The 24,864-nt window shown below is 62.4% G+C and carries 22 protein-coding genes; 8 read left to right on the top strand and 14 right to left on the bottom strand.

Translation table 11 applies throughout. The features are described from left to right. Positions 1-92 precede the first annotated feature (92 nt). From T370_RS0115650 to T370_RS0115625, 6 genes are all read right to left on the bottom strand, one after another. A complete protein-coding gene (locus tag T370_RS0115650; protein WP_029436268.1) occupies positions 93-2,201 on the bottom strand; it encodes a heavy metal translocating P-type ATPase in 2,109 nt (702 codons plus the stop codon). Continuing rightward, a complete protein-coding gene (locus T370_RS0115645) occupies positions 2,194-2,634 on the bottom strand; it encodes an ArsR/SmtB family transcription factor (protein WP_005028499.1) in 441 nt (146 codons plus the stop codon). The genes T370_RS0115650 and T370_RS0115645 overlap by 8 nt, the downstream gene beginning before the upstream one ends. A 557-nt stretch (positions 2,635-3,191) precedes the next feature. Continuing rightward, positions 3,192-4,685: a sodium/pantothenate symporter gene (gene panF / locus T370_RS0115640; RefSeq protein WP_156034448.1), complete on the bottom strand. Its 1,494-nt coding sequence runs from the start codon at positions 4,683-4,685 to the stop codon at positions 3,192-3,194. Next, positions 4,685-5,011, bottom strand: a complete 327-nt coding sequence (locus T370_RS0115635) for a YhdT family protein (RefSeq protein ID WP_005028503.1) — start codon at positions 5,009-5,011, stop codon at positions 4,685-4,687. The genes panF and T370_RS0115635 overlap by 1 nt, the downstream gene beginning before the upstream one ends. Before the next feature lie 189 nt (positions 5,012-5,200). Then, positions 5,201-6,001, bottom strand: a complete 801-nt coding sequence (locus T370_RS0115630; RefSeq protein WP_029436266.1) for a penicillin-binding transpeptidase domain-containing protein — start codon at positions 5,999-6,001, stop codon at positions 5,201-5,203. Positions 6,002-6,091: 90 nt separating this feature from the next. After that, complete coding sequence (locus tag T370_RS0115625; protein WP_029436265.1) at positions 6,092-6,439, bottom strand: DsrE family protein; 348 nt, start codon at positions 6,437-6,439, stop codon at positions 6,092-6,094. Between the two features lie 176 nt (positions 6,440-6,615). Here T370_RS0115625 and T370_RS0115620 point away from each other — a divergent pair, with 176 nt between their 5' ends. Next, entirely contained in the window at positions 6,616-7,920 is a 1,305-nt protein-coding gene (locus T370_RS0115620; protein WP_005028509.1) for a chloride channel protein, read from the top strand. A gap of 68 nt (positions 7,921-7,988) precedes the next feature. Then, a complete protein-coding gene (locus tag T370_RS0115615; RefSeq protein WP_005028511.1) occupies positions 7,989-8,789 on the top strand; it encodes a M48 family metallopeptidase in 801 nt (266 codons plus the stop codon). Between the two features lie 33 nt (positions 8,790-8,822). Here the strand turns inward: T370_RS0115615 and T370_RS0115610 are convergent, their stop codons facing one another. Continuing rightward, positions 8,823-9,341, bottom strand: a complete 519-nt coding sequence (locus T370_RS0115610; protein ID WP_005028514.1) for a hypothetical protein — start codon at positions 9,339-9,341, stop codon at positions 8,823-8,825. Between the two features lie 338 nt (positions 9,342-9,679). Here T370_RS0115610 and T370_RS0115605 point away from each other — a divergent pair, with 338 nt between their 5' ends. After that, a complete protein-coding gene (locus T370_RS0115605; protein WP_248604275.1) occupies positions 9,680-11,308 on the top strand; it encodes a helix-turn-helix transcriptional regulator in 1,629 nt (542 codons plus the stop codon). Positions 11,309-11,550: 242 nt separating this feature from the next. Here the strand turns inward: T370_RS0115605 and T370_RS0115600 are convergent, their stop codons facing one another. The 7 genes from T370_RS0115600 to T370_RS0115565 all read right to left on the bottom strand — a co-directional run bounded on the left by T370_RS0115600 (position 11,551) and on the right by T370_RS0115565 (position 19,669). Beyond that, the gene (locus T370_RS0115600) at positions 11,551-13,005 is read right to left on the bottom strand and encodes a beta-barrel assembly-enhancing protease (protein WP_029436263.1); all 1,455 of its coding nucleotides are present in this window, start codon (positions 13,003-13,005) and stop codon (positions 11,551-11,553) included. Then, the gene (gene cysS, locus T370_RS0115595) at positions 12,990-14,447 is read right to left on the bottom strand and encodes a cysteine--tRNA ligase (protein WP_005028519.1); all 1,458 of its coding nucleotides are present in this window, start codon (positions 14,445-14,447) and stop codon (positions 12,990-12,992) included. The genes T370_RS0115600 and cysS overlap by 16 nt, the downstream gene beginning before the upstream one ends. Before the next feature lie 238 nt (positions 14,448-14,685). Then, the gene (gene rpiB / locus T370_RS0115590; protein ID WP_005028521.1) at positions 14,686-15,144 is read right to left on the bottom strand and encodes a ribose 5-phosphate isomerase B; all 459 of its coding nucleotides are present in this window, start codon (positions 15,142-15,144) and stop codon (positions 14,686-14,688) included. Between the two features lie 314 nt (positions 15,145-15,458). Further along, a complete protein-coding gene (locus T370_RS0115580) occupies positions 15,459-15,782 on the bottom strand; it encodes a hypothetical protein (protein WP_029436262.1) in 324 nt (107 codons plus the stop codon). After that, entirely contained in the window at positions 15,782-16,588 is an 807-nt protein-coding gene (locus tag T370_RS0115575) for a hypothetical protein (RefSeq protein WP_005028525.1), read from the bottom strand. The genes T370_RS0115580 and T370_RS0115575 overlap by 1 nt, the downstream gene beginning before the upstream one ends. Further along, entirely contained in the window at positions 16,585-18,354 is a 1,770-nt protein-coding gene (locus T370_RS0115570) for a tetratricopeptide repeat protein (protein WP_005028526.1), read from the bottom strand. Before T370_RS0115570 ends, T370_RS0115575 begins: the two co-directional genes overlap by 4 nt. A gap of 103 nt (positions 18,355-18,457) precedes the next feature. Further along, positions 18,458-19,669, bottom strand: coding sequence for an RNA polymerase factor sigma-32 (locus T370_RS0115565; RefSeq protein WP_005028528.1), 1,212 nt, complete (start codon positions 19,667-19,669; stop codon positions 18,458-18,460). A gap of 307 nt (positions 19,670-19,976) precedes the next feature. Between T370_RS0115565 and T370_RS0115560 the strand changes: the two genes are divergently transcribed. From T370_RS0115560 to T370_RS0115540, 5 genes are all read left to right on the top strand, one after another. Then, positions 19,977-22,394 (top strand): homocysteine S-methyltransferase family protein, encoded by a 2,418-nt coding sequence (locus tag T370_RS0115560; protein ID WP_029436261.1) that lies wholly within the window; start codon positions 19,977-19,979, stop codon positions 22,392-22,394. Between the two features lie 15 nt (positions 22,395-22,409). Beyond that, positions 22,410-22,886 carry a TlpA family protein disulfide reductase gene (locus T370_RS0115555; RefSeq protein ID WP_005028531.1) on the top strand — a complete coding sequence of 159 codons (477 nt, stop codon included), beginning with the start codon at positions 22,410-22,412 and terminating at the stop codon, positions 22,884-22,886. Positions 22,887-22,988: 102 nt separating this feature from the next. Continuing rightward, complete coding sequence (locus T370_RS0115550) at positions 22,989-23,447, top strand: N-acetyltransferase (RefSeq protein ID WP_005028532.1); 459 nt, start codon at positions 22,989-22,991, stop codon at positions 23,445-23,447. A gap of 42 nt (positions 23,448-23,489) precedes the next feature. Then, positions 23,490-24,020 (top strand): hypoxanthine phosphoribosyltransferase, encoded by a 531-nt coding sequence (hpt, locus tag T370_RS0115545; protein ID WP_005028534.1) that lies wholly within the window; start codon positions 23,490-23,492, stop codon positions 24,018-24,020. A 17-nt stretch (positions 24,021-24,037) separates the two neighbouring features. Continuing rightward, a complete protein-coding gene (locus tag T370_RS0115540; protein ID WP_005028535.1) occupies positions 24,038-24,778 on the top strand; it encodes a DUF3426 domain-containing protein in 741 nt (246 codons plus the stop codon). Positions 24,779-24,864: the final 86 nt, after the last annotated feature.

The raw sequence follows: 24,864 nt of genomic DNA, 5'->3' as shown, positions 1-24,864 counted from the left end.
GAGGAGAGGGTGGGGTTTGGGGAGGGGGAGGAGAGACTTTCTTCAGAAAGTTTCTCCTCCCCCTCCCCAATGCTTCTCTCCCCCTTTTCCTCTTAACGTGCGGTACGGGTCGCGTTGAGGACGGCGAGGAGGGCGACGCCGACGTCGGCGAAAACGGCCTCCCAGAGGCCGGAGAGCCCGACGACGCCAAGGACCATGAACAGCCCCTTGATGCCGAGCGCCATGACGATGTTCTGCCAGACGACCACGCGGGTCTTGGCGGCGATGGAGAACATTTCCGGCAGGCGCGAGGGCGAGTCGTCCAGAATGACCGCGTCCGCCACTTCAATGGCCGCTTCCGAACCGAGGCCGCCCATTGCCACGCCGACACCGGACATGGCGAGTACAGGGGCGTCGTTGATGCCGTCACCTACAAAAAGTACGGACTGCCGGGGGCCGAGCGATTCCAGCTCGGCGGCCTTGCCTTCGGGGAGCAGCCCGGCGCGGTACTCGTCGAGATGCAATTCCTTGGCGACGATGGCGGCGCTTTCGGGGCGATCGCCCGTCAGCATGACCAGCCTTTCAATACCTTGGCCGCGCAGGGATTCGATGGCGGGAGCGGATTCGGGCCGCAACACGTCCGATACTTCAATGGCCCCGAGATAGGCATTGCCGACGGCGACATAAACGACGCTGCCCTGACCGGCGGGGAGCGAGGGCACGCTGATGCCCGCATCCTGAAGCAGGAGCGCGTTGCCGACAAGGAGCGTCCGCCCCTTGTGCTCTGCGGAGAGGCCCTTTCCGGGGATTTCCTTGGATTCCACCGCTTCCAGAGCAAAACCGTGCGAGCCGGGAGCCGTTTTCATGATGGCGCGGGCGATGGGATGCGTCGAGCGGCTTTCCGCCAGCCGGGCGGCGTTGAGCACGTCTTCCTCGGAAGCTCCCTCGGCGGGCAGGACGCGGGTTACTTCAAAGACGCCTCGGGTCAAGGTTCCGGTCTTGTCGAAAGCCACGGTCTTGATGTTGTGCAGGGCGTCGAGCACATGCCCGCCCTTGACGAGGATACCCTTCTTGGACGCGGCGCCGATGCCGCCGAAGTAGCCGAGCGGAATGGAGATCACGAGCGCGCAGGGGCAGGAGATGACCAGCAGGACAAGCGCCCGGTACAGCCATTCGTCGAACGTCCCGTGCCCGGCCAGCGGCGGGATGACCGCCACCAGGGCCGCGATGAACACCACGGCGGGCGTGTAGTAGCGGGCGAAGCGGGTGATGAAGCGTTCGATGGGGGCCTTGTTCGCGGAAGCCTGCTCGACGAGCTCGAGGATGCGGGCCACGGACGAGTCGGCGAAACGGGAGGTCACTTCCACGGTTATCGCGCCTTCAAGGTTGACCGTCCCGGCGTAGACCTGCTTGCCCGCGCCCACGGACACCGGCACGGATTCGCCGGTCAGGGGGGACGTATCCACCTGCGAGGAGCCGGTCAGAACGGTTCCGTCCAGCGGGATTTTTTCGCCGGGCTTCACAAGGATGCGCATACCGGGCCGGATTTCCGCGGGATCGGCGTCGTTCACCATCTGTTTGCCGTCTTTTTCCTCAATCAGATGCGCCACTGTGGGCCGGGCCGCCAGCAGCGCCCGGATGGAGCGCCGCGAGTTGCCCGCCGCGCGATCCTGCAAGGCTTCGCCGATGGAGTAGAACAGCATGACGCCCACGGCCTCGGGCAGTTGGCCGATGGCCGCAGCCGCGATGGTTGCGCCGCCCATCAAGGTGTATTCATTGAAAAAGTCGAACTTGAGCAGGCTTTGCAAGCCCTTCTTGAGGACGGACAGGCCGCAGAGCAGGTAGGGGATGCCGAAGAATACCGCCTTGGCGACGAACGGGGTCAGCAAGGCGTCGAGGCGTTCCTCGAAGATCATGCCGACGGCGAACAGGGCTGCGGCGATCCAGAGTTTGTATTCGGAACGGAACAGGGAGGGCTGCGGTTCGCTGCTTTCCGGAAGCGGTTCGTTTTCGTCCATCTCGGAGAACAGGGTGCCCGGTTCGATGGCGTCCGCAAGGCGGATCATCGCCGCGAGTTCGGGCTGTTCGCCTTCGACGCGCAGCCGGGCGCTGTCGAGGTTGATGGCGGCGGATTTCACGCCGGGGAGGCCCGCAATGGCGTCTTCGATCCGGGCGGCGCACCCGGCGCAACGGAGATTGTGTACGGCGTAGCGCTTAGTCATGGTTTTCCTCTTCTTGCGGCGCGTTTTCGAAGCGCTGGGCGAGCGAATGCACTTCAAGGGAATGGAAGCAATCGGATTCTCCGTGCCCGAAGCCGCAGGCTTCTTCGGCGCGCAGGATTTCCGCGATGCGGGCTTCATCCTCGATGATGGTCGGATCGTTGGCGAGGGAATCCTTCATCCATGCCAGGGCTTCCCGGATATTGGGGCGCGGGGAGTCGTCCGCAAGCCGGTAGTAGACCCAGCGGCCCTGTTTGTTGCTTTCGATGAGGCGGGCCTGCCGCAGGATCGACAGGTGCTTCGAGGTTGTGGACGGGGCCAGATCCAGAAAGGCTGTAACTTGGCATACGCAGAGCTGGCGGCCTCTCAGGGCCATGAGGATGCGTATGCGGTTTTCGTCGGCAAGCGCGCGGCAGGTGGTCAGGAAGTCGAACATGGCGTTTTCCTTTTTTGGGGGAGAGATGGGAGGAGTGGTGAGCCGGGGGAGGGGAGAAGGGCCCCTTTGGAAAGGGTCTCCTTCTCCCCTCCCCCGGACCCCTCCCCACATCCCCCTAAACTTTTTGGCTGGTGGGGAGGCGGCGCGGAAGGAGTTCCGTTGTACGTCCCTCTTAATTCGTTGATTAACGAAATATGATGTATGATGAATCTTGTCAATAAGAGGAAAGGTCAGAGGGGAGGAAAAAACTGGGATGTGAGGGTATCTTTTTGAAAAGACAAAGAAAAACGGGTTAATCCTTTTTAAAGGATCAACCCGTGGCAAGTCTGGAAAGGGAAGGTATTTGTAGATCGGATAGGCTGTTCCCGGCTTTGGGGCAAGGCCTTCTTCATATTTCAGAGCCGGTCAAAGGCGTTACGCTCGGGAAAAACTCTGAGCGGGGATTCGATATATGGAAAAGTCTTTTGGAAAGGGAGCTTCTGAGGGAAGGGGGGGAAGCATGGGTGCTCTCCCCCCTTCCCTCAGAAGCGTTTCCCTTCCCCAAGAGTTTCATGAGTTCAGCTTGTCCCGTTCCCTTCGCCCCAGAACAGGCGGATAACCTCCTCCGAAGCCGGGCGGCCGCACTTCGCGCCGATGACGAACGCCGCGAAGGCGACGATGGACGTGGGCACGATGGCGTGGATGCCGCCCATGCCAGGGTTGAGGATGCTGAGGGCGAAGAAGCAGGCGACTCCCGCCACGATGGAGGCGACCGCGCCGGAGGCGTTGGCTTCCTTCCAGTAGAGGCCGAGGATGATCGGCCAAAGGAAAACGGCCTCAAGCCCGCCGAACGCGAAGAGGTTGATCCAGACCAGCAGATCCGGCGGTTCGATGGCGGCGGCGAAAACGATGAGTCCGATGACGGCGGTACAGACGAGGCTCATGGTTTGCAGGCGTGCGGGCGTCATGCGCGACGCGTCGCCTTTCAGCCCGTAATGGATGTACAGATCCTTGATGATCGCGGCGGAGGCGAGCAGGAGCATGGAGTCCACCGTGGACATGATTGCCGCCAGCGGCCCGGCGATGAACACGCCAGCCCAGAAGGGCGAAAGCAGCTTCATGATCAGCGTGGGCATGGCCAGATCCCCTGCGGGCAGATCGGGGATGACGGCGCGGCCGAGCGTCCCGGCAAGGTGCACGCACAGGAGGAGGAACCCGATGATGAGCGTACCCATGATCATGGCGTCGTGCATGGACCGCGAATCTTTATAGCCCATGCATTTTTGCGAGGTCTGCGGCAGGCCGAGGATGCCGAGGCCCACGAGTACCCAGAAGGACAGGATCATGGGCTGCGGGACCGCGTCACCGGGGCCGATGGGCGTGATCAGGCCGGGATCGATGGCTTTGAGGGTGGCGACGCACCGTTCCATGCCGCCGCCCGCGTTGACCACGGCGACGAGCACCACGACGGAGGCGAAAACCATGACCATGCCCTGGATGGCGTCCGTGAGCACCACGGCCCGGAAACCGCCCACGGCGGTGTACAGGATGACCGTGAGCCCGAACAGCGCTAACCCGACGATGTAGGGATAGCCGGTCACGGCCTGAAAGAGCCGCGCCCCTCCGATGAACTGGGCCAGCATGGCCGCCATGAAGAAGACCAGCAGGGCCAGCGAGCAGAGGACGACCACGGCGTCGCTGCGGTAGCGGGCGCGCAGGAAGTCGGTCAGGGTCACGGATCGGGTTTTGCGGGCCATGATGGCGAAGCGCTTGCCGAGCACGCCGAGCGTGAGGAAGGTCGTGGGGACCTGGATCATGGCCAGCAGAACCCAGCTCAGGCCGAGCTTGTAGGCCACCCCGGGGCCGCCCACAAAGCTGCTCGCGCTGGTGTAGCTGGCGATGATGGACATGGCGAGCACGAAGCCGCCCATGGAGCGGCCGCCGATGAAATATTCCTCGATGAACCCGTGGGAGTCCGAGGTCTTTTGGGACTGTTTCCGGGCCCACAGCGCGGCGAGGAAGGACAAGGACAGGTAGATGACGACCGGGACAATGGTGTTGAGCTCGGCCATCAGAATGCCTCCGGGTGGCGTTCGTCGGTGACTTCAAGGCCTTCCCGCTTGGGCGCGCCGCCTTCCTCATCAAGGGGGATGTCCTTGAAGAACCGGCGGACCATGAACCACAGGAGCGCCGACAGCAGCGGATAGCCCGCGATGCAGCTCAGGAAGAACCATGCGGGGAGTCCGAAGATGTAGTCATACCCTTCCGGGTCGCCGTCGCCGAGCCCGTAGGCGCACGCGTACCACCAGACGAAGTACAGGCCGTAGGCCCCCAGCGTCAGCAGGGCTTCGCGGTTGGCCTGCGCGTAGCGCCAATCCTGCTTGAAAGGTTTGTTCATGACGTTTCAGTGGGTTAGAGTGGAGATCTGGATAGGGAGGCAGGCCGCACGGCGGAAAAACGGTTCGCGCTTGCGAGCGCGCTCACCATTCCCGCGTGTGACATGGGAATGGTGAGCGAGTGAACTGCCGGAAAGAGTTGTAACTTTTGAGGGGCGGCGGCGCAACCGCCTTTCGGTGGGGCAGGGACGCTAGGGCAGGATGCTGAGCCGTTTGAGCGCCGCTTCGGCGATGCCCCGGGCCCGCACGCCGGAGGCGTCCGGCCCTTGGATGTTCACGGCGAATGACCAGCGGTTGTGCGGGGTTTCCACGCCGCCGACGAACCAGCCTATGATGCCCCTGTCGGCGTCGTCCGAGCCTGAGCCTGTCTTGCCCATGAAGCGCAAGCCCTTCCCGGAGGACAGCGTGATGTCCCGCTTGACGACGGCGATGTCCTCGGCGGCGAAGGGCAGGGAGCCGTTGAAGAGGGCGCGCAGGAGGCCGACCTGTTCGCGCGGGGAAATCTTGAGCGAGGACTGAAGCCAGAACCGGGTCAGCCCCCCGGAAATGTCGCGGTTGCCGTAGCCGATACGGTCCAGCCCCCGCTGCATCCGTTCCTCTCCGATGCCCGTTGCGACGCGCTGGAAATACCAGACCACCGAATGGCGCATGGCCGAGGCCAGCGTCTGGTCATGGTTCCACGCGGCGATGGAAGAGGGCTTGCCGTTCCATTTCATGAGGGTGCGGGCGTCGTCGCGGTCCAGAACGCCGCTGTCCAGCCCGATGAGCGCATGGAAAACCTTGAAGGTGGAGCAGGGAGGAAGGCGGGTTTCGCTCAGGGTTTTGTTGAAGACCGTATAGCGGTCGGCCCCTTCGTCATACATGATGAATGTGCCGTCAAAGCCTTGGAATATATCCGCCAAATCGGTTCGCTCGACGGTTTCCGAAGCCCGCGCCACGGAGGCGAGCAGGACAAACGCGAAGAGGGTGCCTATGATAATGTGTTTTTTCATGTCGCCTTCATAAAAAGGAAGCCCTCCGCCGAAGGTTTCGGTGGAGGGGAAAGGGCCTTCAGGACAACGAGGCCCCGGCTGTTTTGGTGATCACGGCTTGATGTAGGCGAAGTCTTCGCGTTGGAGGCGGACGATTTCCACGACGCCGGCGGGCACGACTTCGACGCAGGGGAGCAGGTCTTCCTTGGTGATGGGGACCTTCTTCATGGCGTTGGCGCATACGCGGAAGGAAACCCCGGCCTGAGCCAGTTTCTCGATGGCTTCGGTTTGCGCGTTGTCTTTCCGGGCGAGGAAGCGGGCCGCCCCGCCGTTGGCGAGCAGGACGACGGTGCAGGGTTCGCCGTTCAGCGCGGCGAGATAGTTGTTGATATTGCCGAGAGCCATGACGAAGCGGGATTCATCAGGCAGATCCACATGCACGAGCAGGTCGTAAAACATGATAGTCTCCTTTGACAGGGTGGCCTGTCCTGTTTTTGATGATGCCTGTAGGCAGAAGTACGGAATATTCACCTATAAGGCAATATGGAATAAATAGTATCAAACGAAAGCAGGTTGTCTCATCATAAAGATTCGTTCCTCCGGCGTGCGGGGGGCGGGAACAAGGAGCACGTTTCATGTCCAATCCGATTCATTCCACATCCGCAAAGTCCGTCCTGCCCATGCTGGCCATGCGCGGCCTGGCGACGGGGCTTTGCGCCGGGTGCGTGGTCGGGCTTCTCCGGTTGTCCCACGATCGGGCCGCGGCGCGTGTGGCGCTTTGGCTGGAAGAGTGGCGCGAGGTATGGTGGACGGTACCGATCTGGTTCGGCGTACTGGTTGCGCTGGCCGTGATCCTCAGGCGCATCGTCAGGGAGGAGCCGCTCATCAGCGGCTCGGGTATTCCGCAGACGGAGTTGGCGCTGGCCGGGCGTCTTTCCTTTACATGGTGGCGTGTATTGCTCGCAAAATTTTTAGGGAGCTGGCTGGCGTTGTTCGGCGGGCTTGCCCTTGGCCGGGAAGGCCCGAGCATCCAGATGGGCGGGGCCGTGGGCGCGGGGTTTCATGCGCTTTGGAGGCCGGCGGCTCCCCATGCCCTGACCGGAAGCCCCTATGTTGTGGCCGGGGCCGTGGCGGGCCTTGCCGCCGCCTTTGGGGCACCCGCCGCCGGGGTGCTGTTCGCCTTCGAGGAAATGAAGTCCCGGCGGGATACCTCGCTGATTGTGGCGGCGTGTGCGTCGGCCATCGGCGCGCACCTCATGATCCGCATTGTCTTCGGCATGGGGCGCATCCTTCCGTTTGCGGGGTTCGAAGCGCCTCCGCTGTCCTCTTTCTGGATCGTGGCGCTGGAAGGCGCCGTCTTTGGGGTGCTCGGCGTGGGATACAACAAGACCCTGCTGTGGCTTCACGATAGGGAGGCCGGACAGACGCTGATCCCGGATCGCTGGAGGGCCTTGCCGCCGCTGCTGCTCGCCGGATGCCTCGCGCTGTTCGCGCCTCTGCTGATCGGCGGGGGCGAGAGCCTGATCATCTTTGTGGGCGAGCACGATGTGGCCCTGAAGACGCTTATCCTTTTGCTCGCGTTCAAGTACCTGTTCGCCCAGTACAGCACCGTCGCGTCCATTCCGGGCGGCCTCCTTATGCCTATTCTGTGCCTCGGCGCGCTGTGGGGGAGGCTCTGGGCGGAACTGCCCGTCTCGGCGTTGGCCGCGCACGGGCTGGCGTCCGGTTCGGTGCAGCCGTATGTGCTGTTCGGCATGGTGAGCTATTTTGCGGCAACGGTGCGCGCGCCGCTGACGGGCATTGTCCTCGTTACGGAGATGTCGGGCACGTACACCTGCCTTCCGGGCAGTTTGCTCGCGGGGCTGATCGCCTGTAAGGTAGCCAACCTCCTGCACTGTCCCCCTGTTTATGATTCCCTCAAGGAACGTATCCGGCTATAAGGGACACCCCTTTGCTCTTTTTGTTATTCCGCTTATGGTGCCCTTTCCCTGTTTTTAAGGAGTGTTCCGTGCGGTTCTCTTGCTTTGCCCAGAAATCATCCGAAGGCCCGGAGGAAGGTGTCGAACACCTTCTCTGGAACGGCCAATCCATCGCTTTTACCATCCGTCGCGGATCGCTCCGGCGCAAGCGCACGCTTATCCGGGTGACCCGCGCGGGGAAGGTGGAAGTCATCCTTCCCCCGTTCCTGCTTCGAAAAGAGGCTTTCGCCGCCATTCAGTCGCGAGGGGGGTGGATTTTAGATCGTTTACGTGAAATACAGAGTTGTCCACAGCCGTCTCCGTTGTATTACACAGATGGTGAGGAGCATCTTTTTTTAGGGACCTACTGCCGGCTTCAACTCGTTGTATGCGGCGTCAAAAAAAATTTTTTGTCCTCCGATGAAAAAATTGGACAGTCCGTTGTTACTGGAAGATCACAACTTATTCAGTTAAGAGTGGATTCGGACGATCCCGAGACGGTACACAAACAGCTTTTCTTGTGGTATAAGACACAAATACAAAAGCATATAGCGTATAGGTTAGCAGCGTTATGCCCCCGTATCCCTTGGCTTACGGCGGTTCCCACGTGGCGTGTGCGCACGATGCGGCGTCGCTGGGGGAGCTGCACGGGAAGCGGGGTGATTACGCTCAATACGCATCTCATCAAAGCGCCCCCGCAGTGCCTCGATTATGTTTTACTTCATGAAATAGCTCACTTGCAGGAACATAACCACAGCCAGCGGTATTACGCCGTCCTTGAGCGGCTGTTGCCCAACTGGAAGGCCGTCCGGAGGGAGCTTGAAGCTTGGTCGCCGCTCGTGCTCAACTGATGCCGGGCTCCCTAGGAAAGCCGGCTGGAGCGGTCACATCTGGGAAAGGAGCTCGGGGTAATCGAGGATGACCTTTTCCGGGACGAGGCCGTGTTGTTGGACGGGGACGAAACGGACACGTTCTTCCACCGTACAGGCTTTTCCGGTCTGGAAGAGCAGTTCGCCGCATTCGGGAAAACGCCGTTTCAGGCGGGCCCTGATGACGGGAGAGGCTTCCGAGCCCTGTGTGGCGTAGACCACGAAGCGATAGGTGGCAAGCCACTCCTTCCCTTGCTTGTGCAGGCCGGAAAGGTGCATGTCGTCGCAATGGATTTCGGGAAGCGTCCAGGTCATGAGCAGTTCGAAGCGCTTCTGGAGCAAAGGAAGATCGGGCCGCCGATCCGGCCTGAGGAAAAGCCCGGCAAGCCCGGCGAGCAGGAAACACACGGAGAGCGGGAGCAGGATTTTCCAGCGCGTGCTGGCATTTCGGGCACAGCGTCGGAGCCCTTCAGGCCCGGAAGGGCCAAGTTGCGACAGGAGGGGGCTGATTTCGGCAGGGGTATTGGAAGGCACGGTTTTCCTCGGCGGCTACAGTGGCGATCGGTTCTTTGTTGCAGAATCCTTGGTAGGCGTCCATTACTTGAAGAGGGGAAAATTGTTAAATAGCATATTAGATATAGTTTTTCTGTTGATCTTTGTCAGCGCATGTGCTTTTGTGGGCACATTCGCATAGGGACGCAACTTCGGGAACACGTTCCGGGACATACGGAATGGGTGCTGTTTCCGTAATCGGCTGGATGCCGGAGGGGCAACACGCTGGATGGGCTTCGGCGTAGGACAGCGCCGGGCCATGAGGGGAGTGTGGGAATACCGCGCTCGGGGGACCCTCTACACCAAAGATGGATATTGACATGAGACATCAGGAACGCAATGTTTCCGAGTTTGATGAAATCATAACCTATCCGCCGTCTGCCGCTCCTTCCGGGGAGAAACAGGTAATGAGCTGCGTTCAAGCTTTCACGGCGGCACTCGGTTTCGCTATGTCCGCGGGATGGGACTGGCTTCCGTCGATGCACACATTGTGGCTTCGCGACTATATTGAGGCGGTCAGTATGCCGACGCCGTTCGGTTTCTTCGGGACGCTGTCGGGAAGTATTTTCTTTAAAATGATCATGCTGCTCGCGCTTTGTCCCGTCATGGAGCGTCTCTTTCACGCTTTCCCGTTGGATCGCGTGGCCTTTCGCCGGAAGCCCTTTCCGAATGCCGACTATTATTTAAGTACGCCTCTCATCCTCGCTCAACTCTGCGCCATCCTGCTGCTGTTGGTATTGACGTTTTCCTTGCCGCCTTGTCTGGATGGCCTCATGCCGTGGCTGCTCGGAACGGTTTCGGCTTTGTTCGGCCTGATCTGGTTTGTGCTTGTGACCCTGCTGCCCGGAGTTTGGAGCGGCATCTCCTATGGCCTGGCAATCACGTTCAGCATCCTTATTTCCCTGCTTTTGGATACGGCCCCGGCAGAGTCGCTGGCCCGTTTCAGGATGCTGTTTCCCATTCTGGCGATCCCGTTGATATTCTTCGCCATGCCGCCTTCAGACGACATCCGGAGGCGTATCCGGCGCCACTACCGCCAACGCCTGTTCTCGACTCGGGTCAAGGGCGTCCTCTTGCGCGGGCTTTTGCTGCGCCGCCTTTCCTATCTGGATATTCTCTCCAAGCAGGGAAGCGTCTATCTGGTTCTGTGCGTGTTCCCAATTATGTATGGTGTTCAGATTTTACTTGATTTCTCAATTGGTTGTCCGATGGTGTCCTTCAACCTGATGCTCGAACCGCCGTTGGAGCGACATGCCTTTCTCATCATGTCCGGAGAAATTTCCGGGGCGTTTCTCGCTTCGTCATTGATCGCCTTCTTCCCGAGCCACTCCTTGCTGGTCCCTATGCTCGGCCTGTCTCTGTTCGGATGCGGCTCCCTGCTGACCTCGGTTTTCCCTTCTCAGCCGCTGAATTCCGTAGCCTTTTATATCATGCAGTTGTCTTCCGGCTGCTGCGCCGCGTTCGGCTTGTTTGTCCTGCACCAATTCTTCCAGAGGAGCGGTTTCTTGTTCCGCACGTTATCCAGGGCACTTTTCCTGCTGACGCTGTTTGGTTCCATGGGCGGGTATTTGCTGTGGAAGTTTGCGGACAATATCCACAACAGCTATCTCAGTTCACATGCGCTGTTCATGCATTTGCTGACCATCGGTGCCATTCTCGGTTTGTTCTTCGTGTACTTGATCCGGCGTCCGTTGCGGCACTTGATGGTCACGACGCCGAGGCGGTCGCTGGAAGAGGCGTTTGTGCCGATCATTCAGGAAGATCCGTTTGAACAGCTGACGCCCCGCGAACGCGAAGTCGCCGAACTGGTGCAGACCGGCATGAAAAATCTGGAAATCAGCGTGAAGCTCAACATCACCGAGACGACGCTGCGTGTCCACCTGCGCCGCATTTACCGGAAGCTCGGTATTCAGGGACGCTCGAACCTGCGCGACTTCAACTCTCTGTAGGCACGCACCGCCCACTGAAGACGCTCCCTTGGCTCTCCGGGGAACGCCTTCCGTTCCCGTTCCTTCCCGAGAGTTCCATTGAAGATACAAAAAAACGGTTCCGCATCGGGCTCGCCCCGCCGCGGAACCGTTTTTGATGGGAATATACCTTCTCCCAAAGAAAGAGGGGCGTTCAGGCATTACCGCCGCCGGGATGAACCCCTTCAGCTCGGCCTCCCCAAGCATCCATCCTACTCCCCCACTTATTTCCACACCTCTTGGCGTTCGGCGTAGATGGCTTCAAAGCGCTTGAGCTGATCCTGCTCTACGGGCGTTCGGGCAAGCGGGCGGGCCTGCTTGAGCCAGCTTTCGGTCTTGCGCTTGTCGTTCTGATACAGAGAGCTGTAGGCGAGATGCAGGTAGGCGTCGAATACTTTCCCGGCCTCGCCGAGCGAACGTCCATAGTAGTAATGCACTTCCGCGTCCTGCGGGAGCCTGCGGAGGACCTGCTGATAGTATTTGTGGGCGGAAGCCTTGTCGCCGCTGCCGTCCAGCAGCCGGGCGTAGAAGAACTGGGCCATGATGTCGTTGGGGTCCAGCTCCAGCGCCCGGAGCAGTGTTCTTCCGGCCCGGGCATCGCCCTTGTTGTAATAGAACCGCCCTGCCTCGCGTACGACGAGAGCGTCGCCGGGCGCACAGGCCAGCGCCCTGGAGAAGGCCGCGTCAGCGTCCTTGATCTGATTGCGGCGTTCGGCGAGGATGCCTTGCCCCATGTAGGCGAGGCAATCGGGCTTTTTGCCTTCAAGCTGTTTGGCGAAGAACCGGGCCGCCGCGTCGGGATCGCCATAGCGGGCCCAGATCAGCGTCTTGACGCGGTTGAAGCGCGTGTCGTCGTCCTTACGGTTGCGTACGGCGGCGGGAAGCCCCTGGATGCGGGCGTGGATCTCGTTGATGCGGCCGCCCACGTCGGGGTGGGTGGACAGGTATTCGGGAATGTCGATGCCCGAGGCCCACTGCTTGCGGCGGATCTTCTCGAACGCGCCTTGCAGACCCTGCGGACGATAGCCCGCCGAGGTGAGGTATTGCAGGCCGATCTGGTCGGCTTCGGTTTCATCCATGCGGCTGTAGTTGAGCATGGCGGCCTGCCCGGCGGCCACGCTGCCCGCGAAGATGGCCCCGCTGCCTTGCCCGCCGCCCAGGAGAGCGGCCGCCAGCGCGCCGACGAGGCTGCCGATGGTGACGGCCTGCGCCCGCTCCATGCGGGTGGCGATGTGGCGCTGGGTGACGTGGGCCAGTTCGTGGCCGAGCACGCCCGCGAGTTCGGACTCGTGGTCAAGCTGCATGATGAGCCCGGTGTGGACGAAGACGGAACCGCCCGGCACGGCGAAGGCGTTCATGCTGTTGTGCAGCAGCACGTTGGCGGTGAAAGGGAAGGGCTGCGGGGGGAAGGTTTTGGAGAGGCGGTCCACAATGGACTGGATGTAGCCCTTGATTTCGGGGTCTTCCACAAGCGGCATACGGGAGCGGACGAGCACGTCGAACTTGCGTCCGAGTTCTTTTTCGTCCTTGACGCCGAAACTGCCGAAAAGCGCGGCCTGCACCGGGATCGCGCCCTGCAGGAACAGGGCGAACGAGAGGATCACGGCGACGAGGCCGCGCCAGAGGCGGCCGGGAGCGTTCCCGGCCGCACCGTAGCGTGCGTTCAGATGATATCCCATACAGGGCCTTCGGGGGTGTCCCGGACTTCCACGCCAAGGGCCGCGAGCTCGTCGCGGGCCGCGTCGGAACGGGCGAAGTCCTTGGCTGCGCGGGCTTCCTGCCGTTCGCGGAGGAGCCCGGCTACCTTGTTCATGTCCAATCCCCTGCGGCGGGCGCGGATTTCACGCAGGGAAGCGAGGAAGCCTTCCGGCTTTTGTGCGAACAGGCCAAGCAGGGTGTCCCATTTCGCGGTGGCGTCACGGAAGGCCCTGAGGATGTCGCGGCCGCCCTCGCTGTTGCGGAGCTTTTTGTCTTCGAGCACGCGCCCGGCGATGCGGACCATGTTGAAGAGGTGCCCCATGGCGGCGGCGGTGTTCACGTCGTCTTCCAGCGCGTCCATGAAGGACTGATCCTGCTGTTTCAGCTCTTCCACCAGCTCGGCGGGAGCCGCGCCGGGCTTCCAGTTCTCGCGGGCCAGCGCCTTGTCCACTTCGCGCAGGCATTCGTAGACGCGCTTCTGGCTGCGCTCGCTCTCGTCCATGTTGTCGAGCGAGAAGTCGATGGGGCTGCGGTAGTGCTTCCCGGCGAGGAAGTAGCGCAGGGTTTCGGCAAGGTAGCTTTCGAGGATGTCGCGGATGGTCTTGAAGTTGCCGAGCGACTTGGACATCTTTTCGGAATCGACCTGCACGAAGCCGTTGTGCATCCAGATATTGGCGAGGGGCTTGCCGAGCGCGGCCTCGGTCTGGGCGATTTCGTTTTCGTGGTGGGGGAAGATGAGGTCAAGCCCGCCGCCGTGGATGTCCAGCGGCAGGGGGATGTATTTCTCGCTCATGGCCGAGCACTCGATGTGCCAGCCGGGGCGTCCCTTGCCCCACGGGCTTTCCCAGTAGGGTTCGCCGGGCTTGGCGCTTTTCCAGAGGGCGAAGTCCAGCGGGTCTTCCTTTTCGTCGCCGGGTACGACGCGCGCGCCGGAACGCAGGTCGTCGGGCGTGCGGCCGGACAGCTTGCCGTAGCCGGGGAAGGAGCGCACGCGGAAATACACGTCGCCGGAAGGCGTGGCGTAGGCCTTGCCGTCGGCGATGAGGCGCTCGGTGAGGTTGAGCATTTCCTGAATGTGCTCGGTGGCCCTGGGCTCGATGTCGGCGCGGATCACGCCGAGGCGGTCCATGTCCTCATGGTAGGCCTTGATGTAGGTTTCCGCGATTTCGGTGCTGGAAACGCCCTCGTCGTTGGCGCGCTTGATGATCTTGTCGTCCACGTCGGTAAAATTGCGGACGAAGGTGACTTCATAGCCTTTATAGCGGAGCAGGCGCACCAGGATGTCGAACGCCACCGCGGAACGGGCATGTCCGATGTGCGACAGGGCGTAGGCCGTGATGCCGCAGGCGTAGACGCCCACCAGCCCCTTGCGGACGGGCGTGAACGTTTCCTTTTTTCGGGACATGGTATTGTAGAACTGCATGGAGGCTCCTTTGGACGCGGGGAAAGGGGGAGCCGGGGAGGGCGCTTTTCGTCAAAAGCGCCCTCCCCGGACCCCCACCCGCAAAAACTTTGGCTGGTGGGGAGGCCGCACGGCGGGAGTTCCGTTACGCGCGGGTCCGGAAGCAAGCGGAAGGAAATCCGCCGCCTGCCGTATGGGGCGGGCGTGTTGGTGAGGCCGTCCGTTGCGGCCCAAAGCCGTTTCCGGACGGGCTCGGCCCTTATCCTTCTATCTGGTTGATGCGGCGGAGGTGGCGGCCGCCTTCAAAAGCGGTGTTCAGGAACAGTTCCGCGATGTCGAGGGCCACGCCCTGGCCGGTCACGCGCTCGCCGAGGCAGAGCACGTTGGCGTTGTTGTGCTGGCGGGTGGCGCGGGCCTGAAATTCGCATCCGCACAGCGCCGCGCGGATGCCGGGGATGTGGTTGGCGGTCATGCTCATGCCGATGCCCGTCCCGCACACGAGGATCCCGAAAGAGGCGGGTTCGTCGCCGGGCGTGGCGTTGCCCGCGTCGGCAAGGACTTTGCCGCATACGCCCTTGGCATAGACGGGGTAGTCGCAGCTTTCCGTGGTGGCGGGGCCGAGGTCGTGGACATCATGCCCTTTTTCGGAAAGGCGCTTTACCAGCGCGGCCTTGAGTTCCAGTCCGGCGTGATCGGAGCCGATATAGACGGTAGCCATCGTTTTCCTGTCTTTTTTTGATGTGAGAAAAGCTCCCCGCTGGGGACGGTTCCAATAAAAAAAGGACATGCCTGCCTTTTTCATAAGCGTGCATGGCGAAGTGTCAACAGGCGGGCGATGAGTGTTTGCCCGCCATTACTGATTTCTTCTGTACCGTTTCCCGGAAAAAAAGGAAATGCCCGCCGAAGCGTTCGCCCGATGAGGAAAGCCTTTGGAAAAAGAGGGATGGGCTCCGCGCCGGAAGGCTCGGGGAAGGGAACGTTTTTTCAGAAAAGTTTCCCTCCTCAAGGCGTCCTGTTCAACGCCCATCCGCCTTAAAGCAACCACCCGAACCGGGCGCGGAGCGGGGCGAGGTGCCCGGCGCGGTGGGCTTCCCGGTCTTTTTCAAGCCGGACGATATCGCCTTCAAGCAGGGCAAGGTCGCCCGCAAGCTGTTCGCGCCGGGGATCGGCGAGGGTCGCCATGCGCGACAGCTCGTCCTGGATGGCTTCTTGGCGGCGGCGCATGAGCGTCAGGCGGCGCTGGTAGCCGATATCCGGCCCGGCAATCCAGCGCGTTTCGGCCCACAGCACCCACAGGCCCAGATACATGATCCGAAAGAGTTCTTCGATACGGTTCAGAGACGTCTGGAAGTCCATCAGTTGCCCCCCTTCTTGATGGGTTCGATGATGGTACCCGCCGGAAGCTCCAGGGCAAGCTGGTCGTCCCGGAATGCCGCATTGGGCTTCTGGCGGTCCTTGACCAGCAGAATGGCGGAATAGCCGTCTGGATGCGTCAGCTTGAACTTGTAGGGCAGAGGCGGGTTGCCGTCGTCATAGGTGATATCCATGACCCACCCCTTTTCCGCCGACCAGCGGACGGGCAGGCCGTCGGGCCGCAGTTCCAGCATCCCCGGCAGGATGCCGCCGGAGAGCGTGAAGGCGATGTCGCCGTTGGGCAGGGCGCGGGGGTTGAGCCCCTCGGCCGCGCCGAAGACTTCGTGGAAACGGCCGCGCATGAGCGAGGAGAAGTCGCGCAGGGAGAAGGGCACGGGCCTGCCGAAATTGAGCTGCACACGCTGTGGGCCTTTGTGGACGATGGCCTTGTTCTCGTTGGGCGCGTAGGCCGTGAAGCTGTCCTGCGTTTCCTGGATGCGGGCCACCAGCGCGCCGATCCCGGCCATGACGTCGAGGCGTATGGGCAGATAGCCGTTGCTCCAGAGCAGGGTTTCCACGCGGCGCGTGTCGCCTTGCGAACCGTAGCGGAGGCTGCCGCTCAGGCGGTACGGATCGTGATCCGAGGCGCGGGCGGAGGCATAGCCCTGGTAGGCTTGCCACGCGGCGTTGGAGGCGTCCGAAGGCGCGGACGTCCCGATCTCCGTGCCGCGCGTGGCGCAGGCCTGGAGCGACAGGACGAGCAAGGCCGCAAGTATCAGGCGGAAGGGAGCGGAAAGGCGGATGTTCATAGCGAGTTCAGCTTCTTGCGTATGGTTTCAGGATTCGGGTGGTCCAGTTCGAGGGCCCGTTCCCATCCTGTGCGCGCTTCGTTTTTGAGCCCTTGGGCGTTGGCAATGTCGCCGTAGTGTTCCCATATGGTGGGATCGCCGCCGTCGGGGAGGCTTGTCGCCCGGCGGACGAGCGCCCATGCCTCGGCGTTCTCGCCCCGGCGGAAGTGCGCCCAGGCGAGGGAGTCCAAAATGTACGCATGGTCAGGGGCCTGCTTGAGCGCCGCTTCGAGCAGCAAGACCGCGCGGTCCAGATCCTTGCCCTGCTCGGCCAGCGAGTAGCCCACATAGTTCAGGGCCTGATAATCCTCGGGATTGCGGGCGACGATGGATTCCATCACGGCGAGGGCCTCGCGCTTGCGGCCGAGGGAATCCAGCACGCTGCCGTAGACATAGGCGATTTCGTCGTCCGAAGGCCAGATCTGCTGCGCCGCCGTGGCTGCGGTCAGGGCTTCCTTGTAGCGGTCCTGCAACAGGTACAGGTGGATCTCCATGAGCCGGAAATCCCGTTCCGTGGGGAACTGGCTCTGGCCCTGAAGGATGAGCTGCATGGCGTCTTCATAGCGCTGCTGATCGTGCAGCAGCTGGATGCGCAGGCGCAGCGCCCGGTCGTAAAAACGGTTTTCCGGGGGAATGGATTCAAGGAAGTTCAGGGTTTCCTGCACGTCCTTGTGGTATTCGTAGGCGATGGCGGCGAGGTAGAAATGCACCTCGTCCGGCGCATTGGGATCGCTCTTGAGGCCGTCGAGCAGGGCCTCCGCCTCGGGGTACATCCTCGCGTCCAGAAAAAGCGTCGCCGCCGTGAGCTTGTAGCCGTAGGTGGCGGGGCCGTTCAGGGCGTAGTCCAGGGCTTTCTGCCCCTTTCCGGCGCGGATCTGGCCTTCGACCATCCTGATCCAGATGTCCGGATTGTCCGGGTCCTGCTCGATCAGGCTGTTATAGATTTCGTTCGCTTCGGAGAATTGCCTGTCCGCTTCCAGCAGGCGGGCCAGCTCGAACCACGCGTCGACGAATTCCGGGCTTTCCTGTACGGCGAGCCGGAGCTGCTGGATGGCCCTATGGGGCTGTTTGAGGCCCACGAGGGCCTGCGCGTGGGCATAGCGGACAAAAGACGTCCGCAGGCGCTGCGGCAGGGCCGAGAACACCTTGTCGGCGTCCTTGAAGTGCCCGGTTTTGACGTAGAGGATGCCGAGCTCCTGCTGCACGAGTTCGGAGTCCGGGCGCTGCTTGCGGTATTCTTTCAGAATCTTGAGGGCCTGCTCGTTGTCGCCCTGTTCGAGCCACGTTTCGGCGAGCAGGAGGTGCAGGCCGAGATCGCCGGGCACGCGCTTGACGGCCTGTTCAAGCAGGCTGCGGGCCTCGCTGGTTTCCCGGTTGAGCATGAGCCATGCCGCCGCGTCGATGAAGGGCTGCGGCCTGTTTTCCAGCGTCAGGAGGAGTTTTACGGCTTCAAGGACGCCTTCCTTGTCGTCGCCGCGGATGGACTGGTCGAGCAGGAGGGTCGCGTAGGTACGCTGGGCCTCGGGCGAGAGGTCCCATTGCACGGGTTCCTGCGGCGTACTGCGGGCGCACCCGGTGAGCATCTGCACGGTCAGCACGGCGCAGACCATCCCGCGCAGCAGATTGCGGACAAGACCCGCGCCGCAGCGGGAATTTCCCCGGCGGGCGTGGGATGGCGCAGCCGCAAGCGGGGCCGCGGGATGAGTGAGGCGAATGCGGAAGCTCATGAGCAAACTCTGGGGGTTGAAACACGATAACAGGGGATAACGAATACCCTAAACGGGAACGAACAACAACCGGAGATTGTGTATCCGGAACGTTGTTTTCCTCCTAGTGCGAGATCCAGTCTTCGGAGAAGTCCTGAATATCGGTGGAGAGATGGGTCTTCAGCTTTTGGAGCAGGCGTGCCTCAAGCTGGCGTACCCGTTCGCGGGTGACGTTGTAGCGCTCCCCGATTTCCCGCAGCGTGACCGGATCGTCGGTCAGGAGGCGGTGCTCGAGGATGTAGGCTTCCTTTTCGGAAAGCGAGGGGAGGATGTCGCGGATTTTGCTTTGGAGCAGTTCGGCGATTTCCATGCCCGCGAGGCTTTCCTCAATGCCCGGGCCGAGCGCGGGCAGGAAGTCCATGCGCGTGGCGCTGCCGGACTCGTCGCCGACGGTGGCGTCGAGGGACATGTCGGAGGCGTCCAGCCGCTGCTGCATCTCCACGATCTGATCCTCGCCCACGCCGAGGCGCTCCGCAAGGGTCGCCGCGTCTGGGTCGAAGCCTTCGGCAATGAGCTTCTGGCGTTCGCGGTTCAGGTTGTAGAACAGCTTGCGCTGGGCCTGCGTCGTGCCGATCTTGACCATCCTCCAGTTGTCCATGATGAACTTGAGGATATAGGCGCGGATCCAGAACGCCGCGTAATAGGAGAACTTGATCCCCTTGTCCGGGTCGAACTTGTTGACGGCCCGCATGAGGCCGACGTTGCCCTCCTGAATGAGGTCGAGCACGTTCTGCATCCAGCGGCGCTGGAAGTCCATGGCGATCTTGACCACCAGCCGCAGGTGCGAGGACACCAGGCGGAAGGCCGCGTCGCTGTCGCCGGTCTTCTGCACGCGGCGGGCCAGATCGAACTCTTCGTCCGGCTTGAGCATGGGGAAGCGGCTCACTTCGCGCAGGTAGAGGTGCAGCGAGTCCTTGCTGGACGACAGGGAAGGCAGGTGCTGCTGCGACGGTGCGGGCAGGGTATCGCCTTCGGGCAGGATGTCGGCGTCGGGGTCGAGCGCGGCCACGTCGTCTTCGGGCAGATCGTCGCCGATGTCTTCGCTGTCCTCGTCCTCGGCGTCGGTAACGTCCATGGGTTTTGCGGCCTTGTGGGCGGCGGTTTTTCCGGAGGCCTGTTTGGGAAGGATCTCCGGTTCGATGATTTCGGGTTCCACAACGGTATGATGCTCTTCAGCCGCCGTTGCGGAAGAAACCGGGGGCGCGATCGCGTCGTCGGCGGGCCCGCCGGTCGTCTGGCCGCTCTCGGCGGCCTTGGTGGAAATGCGACGGCTCATATGATTTGTACGTCCTTTTGCCATAAATCCGTTTATCAGAGTTGAGGGCGGTGGTCCGGGCTCCGGCGCCGGGCGGGGCGCTCCGCGCGGACACGCCTCATGGTGTTACGAAAAAAATCATGCGGGGGAGGCCCGTACGGGGCGGCTCCTCAATCGGATGCTATAGTTTTGGTTTGTCCTTTTCAACGATTTTCAGTAGACAGAAACCCAAGGGGAGAGCCCGTGCCGTTTGGTGCGGGCTCCTGTTCACGAGCCATTCAAGACCTGCCCGCCCGTGAAGGGGCAGGATATCATAAAGGAGAACCGCGTGGCGGATTTTCGTAGCGCACTCGCCTCCGGGCGTACCCTGCTGCTCGACGGGGGCATGGGGACCATGTTGCAGGCAAGGGGCCTGCCCGCCGGGGAACACCCGGAACAGTTCTGCCTCGATCGGCCGGACGTGCTCCGGGGGATCCACGCCGACTACCTCGCCGCGGGCGCGGACATCATTCTGACGTGCACCTTCGGCGGCTCGCGCCTCAAGCTTCCGGCGGGCATCGACGTCACGCCGTTCAACCGCACGATGGCCCGGATCGCCCGCGCCGCCGTGGACGCCGCCGGCCGGGAAGCCTTCGTCGCCGGCGACATGGGGCCGTGCGGGCAGTTCGTGCGTCCGCTTGGGGACCTGCACCCGCTGGAGCTGTATGAAGCCCTGCGCGAACAGGCGCGCGGCCTTGTGGAAGGCGGCGTGGATCTGTTCCTCATCGAAACGCAGTTCGATCTGGCGGAAGTGCGCATTGCCGTGGCCGCCATCCGGGCCGAAAGCGACCTGCCGATCATGGTTTCCATGACCTTCGAGCAGGGGACGAGCCTCACCGGGACGACCCCGGAAATTTTCGCGGAAACCATGCAGAACCTCGGCGTGGACGCGCTCGGCCTGAACTGCGGCCTCGGGCCCGAGCAGATGGCCCCGCTCATGGAGCGCTTCCTCGCCTGTTCGTGCGTGCCGGTGCTGGCCGAGCCCAACGCGGGCCTGCCCGAGCTGGTGGACGGCAAGACCGTGTTCCGCCTGCCCCCCGAGCCGTTCGCCGAAAAGACGGCGGCCTTCGTCGGCATGGGCGCGCGGCTTGTGGGCGGCTGCTGCGGCACGACCCCGGATCACATCGCGGCCCTGCGCCGGGCCGTCGACGCCGTCGGCCCCTGTCCCGCCCCTGCGGTGACGCCTTCCGGCATCGTGCTGACCACCCGCACCCGGCTGGTGCGCGTCAGCCCCGCCGAGCCGTTCAAGATCATCGGCGAACGCATCAATCCCACGGGCAAGAAAGATCTGCAAGCGGAATTGCAGGCCGGGGAATACGGCCTCGCCATGCGGTTCGCCTCCGAGCAGGTGGCCCTCGGCGCGCCGATCCTCGACGTGAACGTGGGCGCGCCCATGGTCGACGAGGCGCTGCTCCTGCCCGAACTCGTGCAGCGCCTCACCGGAAAATACGCCGAACCGCTTTCCCTCGACTCCTCGCACGCGGAAGCCATTGCCGCGGCCCTGCCGTTCTGCCCCGGTTCCCCGCTGGTGAACTCCATCAGCGGCGAAGCCGACCGTATGGAACATCTCGGTCCGCTGTGCAGGCAGTGGGGCGCGCCGTTCATCCTGCTGCCCATTCAGGGCCGCAAGCTGCCGGTGAAGGCGGCGGACCGCATCGCCATCATCGAGAACATGCTCGACAAGGCCGCCATGCTCGGCATCCCGCGCCGCCTTGTGCTCGTGGACGTGCTGGCGCTGGCCGTGGCCTCCAAGGCCGAAGCGGCCCGCGAGGGCCTTGAGACGATCCGCTGGTGCGCCGCGCACGGCCTTGCGACCACCATCGGCCTGTCCAACATTTCCTTCGGCCTGCCCGCCCGCGAACTCGTGAACACGACGTTCCTCAGCATGGCGATGGGCGCGGGGCTCAGCTCCTGCATCGCCAACCCCTCAAGCGGCCGCCTGCGTGAAGCCAAGGCCGCCGGGGACGTGCTCATGGGCCATGACCGGGACGCCGCCGCGTTCGTGAACGGCTATGCCATGTGGACGCCGGGCAACGGCGGGACGGCGGACGCCGCCGCGTTCGCCCGGGCCACGGCGCAGACCGTGGAGGAGGCCGTGATTCTCGGCGACCGCGAAAGCGTGGTCGGGTTCGTGGAAAAGGAGCTGGAAGCCGGGGCCGATCCCTTTGAACTCGTGCGCGGGCGGCTCATCCCCGCGATCACCGAAGTGGGCTCGAAATACGAGCGCCGCGAATATTTCCTGCCCCAGCTCCTGCGCTCCGCCGAAACCATGCAGACGGCTTTCGCACGCCTGAAGCCGCTGTTGGAACGCGAAGCCAATGCCGAAGCGCAGAAAATCATCGTTGTCGCCACCGTTGAGGGCGATATTCACGACATCGGCAAGAACATCGTCAGCCTCATGCTCGGCAACCACGGCTTCAAGGTCGTGGATCTGGGCAAGGACGTGAAGGCCGAAGCCATCGTCGAGGCCGCCGTCGCGCACAAGGCCGATCTCATCGGGCTTTCCGCGCTGATGACCACCACGATGGTCCGTATGCGGGACACGGTCGATCTCGTGAAGCAGCGCGGCCTCGGGGTCGACGTGATGGTCGGGGGCGCGGTCGTGACCCCGGCATTCGCGGAAAGCATCGGGGCCAACTATTCGTCCGATGCCGTGGACGCCGTGCGGCTCGCCAAGAGCCTCATCGCGGCCCGCAAGAACCAGTAACCCAAAGGAACAGCCATGCGCCGTCTTTCCTGCCTGATCGCCCTGTTGGCCTGCCTCGTGCTGGCCCTGCCCGCGTTCGCCGCCCCTCAGAAGGCCGATGCCATCTCCGGCATCTCCAGTGAGAAGGTTCTCGATATCGTGAAAGCCAACAAGGGCAAGCTCGTCTTCATCAACTTCTTCGCCACGTGGTGCCCGCCCTGCCGGGAGGAGATCCCCGAACTTATCAGTATACGCAAAGCCTATCCTGCCGACAAGGTGGTCATCGTAGGTATTTCGCTTGACAGCGATCGCGGGAAGTTGGAATCATTCGCCGAGGCTATGAACTTCAACTACCCGGTTTACCTCGCGGAGCCCGACGTCCCCGCCCTGTTCGGGATCTCGTCCATTCCGTTCAACCTGCTGTACGACAAGACCGGCAAGCTGGTCGCCGGAGGCCCCGGCATGGTCGGCAAGGAAGACCTTGAGGAAGCGTTCAGCGGCCTTCTCAATTGATTTGGTATGCGTCCGGGGGACCCGCCGTTTCCCGGACGCCGTTTTCCCGGCCTGTTTGGCGGGCCGGATCAACGGCGGCTACCCCCTGAGGGGAGGAAGTCGATGAACCTGAGCGTTCGCAAGGCCCGCATGGGCGATATCCGGGCCATCCACGCCCTTTTGATGACGAGTTCCGCCGACGGCCTGCTGTTGCCGCGTTCCCTGACCGATCTGTACGGTCACCTGCGCGACTTCTTCGTCGTGGAGGGCGACGGGGCCACCGTCGGCTGCGGGGCCCTGTCCATCATTTGGGAGAACATGGCCGAAGTGCGCTCGCTGGCTGTGGCCGCCCATGCGCGCCGGAAGGGATGCGGTCGGCTGATTGTGGAAGCCTGCATCGCCGAAGCCCGCGAGCTGGACATCCACCGCCTGTTTGCCCTGACCTACCAGCTGCCCTTCTTCAATGCGCTCGGCTTTTCCATTGTGGAAAAGGAAGTGCTGCCCCAGAAGGTTTGGGTGGACTGCGTGAATTGCCCCAAATTCCCGGACTGCGACGAAACGGCGGTCCTGCTGGAAATCTAACCCGCCTCGCGGGACGTTGCCGTCCCCGAAGGAGCCTTTTACATGCGTATTACAAATCTCAAACCTCTGATCAGCGAAGAAGCCATCCAGACGCGCGTCAAGGAAATGGCCGGAGAGATCAGCACACTTTATAAAGACGAGCCTCTGGTCGTGGTGTGCGTGCTCAAGGGCGCGTTCATGTTTTTTTCCGATCTCGTCCGGCATCTCACCTGTAAGCCGGAACTCGATTTTGTGCGCCTCGCCAGCTACGGCAGCGCGGCGCAGCGTTCCAAGACGATCACGTTCACCAAGGACGTGGAAATCCCGCTCGAAGGCAAGCATGTGCTCATCGTGGAGGACATCGTGGACACCGGGCACAGCATGGATTTCCTGTACCGCCAGTTTCAGGCGCGCGGAGCGCGGAGCCTGCGGCTTGCGGTTCTGGTCGACAAGAACGAGCGGCGCGAGGTGCCCGTCACTTCTCACTTCGTCGGGTTTACCTTGCCTAGCGGGTTCGTCGTGGGGTATGGTCTAGACTACGCTGAGAGTTATCGGGAACTCCCGGCGATCTACGAGGCTGAAATAGAAGAATGACGAATGGCGGAGTCCCTATGATCGTTACATGCCCTAATTGCAGTACCAAATTCAATCTGCCCGAAACGCAGGCCGCTCCGGGGGCCAAATTGCGCTGTTCGGTGTGCAAGCACGTGTTCCAGCTTTCCGACGGCGTGAAGCCTGCGGAGATCCGTATGGAGCCGGACTTGAGCCTCTCTTCCCCGTCCCTCTCCATGCCGCCCAAGAAGAAGGGCGGGATATGGGGTTGGGTGCTGACGCTGTTGATCCTCTGCGCGGTGGCCGGAGGCACGTGGTGGGCTTGGACCTACACGCCCCTCTTCGACACCGTGAAGGAGATGATCGCGCCGCCCAAGAAGCAGGACCCGGTGGAGCTGGTCAAGAACATCGCCCTGCGCGGCGTGCGGCAGTACAACATCAGCAACGAGAAGCTCGGCAACATTTCGGTGGTCGAAGGGAAGGTCGTGAACGGCTTCAACCAGCCGCGCGAACTGATCCGCATCGAAGCGTCGCTGTACGATTCCGCGGGCAACGCGCTGGTTTCCAAGCAGCAGCTTGCGGGCACGTCCCTGTCGTTGTTCCAGCTGCAGGTCCTCGGCGAGCAGGACATCGAGCAGGCCCTCGCCAACAAGATCGACATCATGGCGACCAATACCAATGTCCTCCCCGGCGGAGAGGTTCCCTTCATGGTCGTTTTTTACAGCCCGCCGGACAACGCCGCCGAATTCGGCGTCAAGGTCATCGACGCGCGTATTCCCCCTGAGAAAGAGAAGAAATAGGGATAGATGAGTATTGGGGAGGGGAGAGGGCCCCCTTCTGAAGAAGGGGCCCTCTCCCCTCCCCAAACCCCACCCCTCTCCCTCCT

The organism is Bilophila wadsworthia ATCC 49260, assembly GCF_000701705.1.
Lineage (GTDB): Bacteria > Desulfobacterota > Desulfovibrionia > Desulfovibrionales > Desulfovibrionaceae > Bilophila > Bilophila wadsworthia.
Note: the sequence above shows the minus strand (reverse complement) of the source record. Positions and strands in the feature narration are given on the sequence as shown.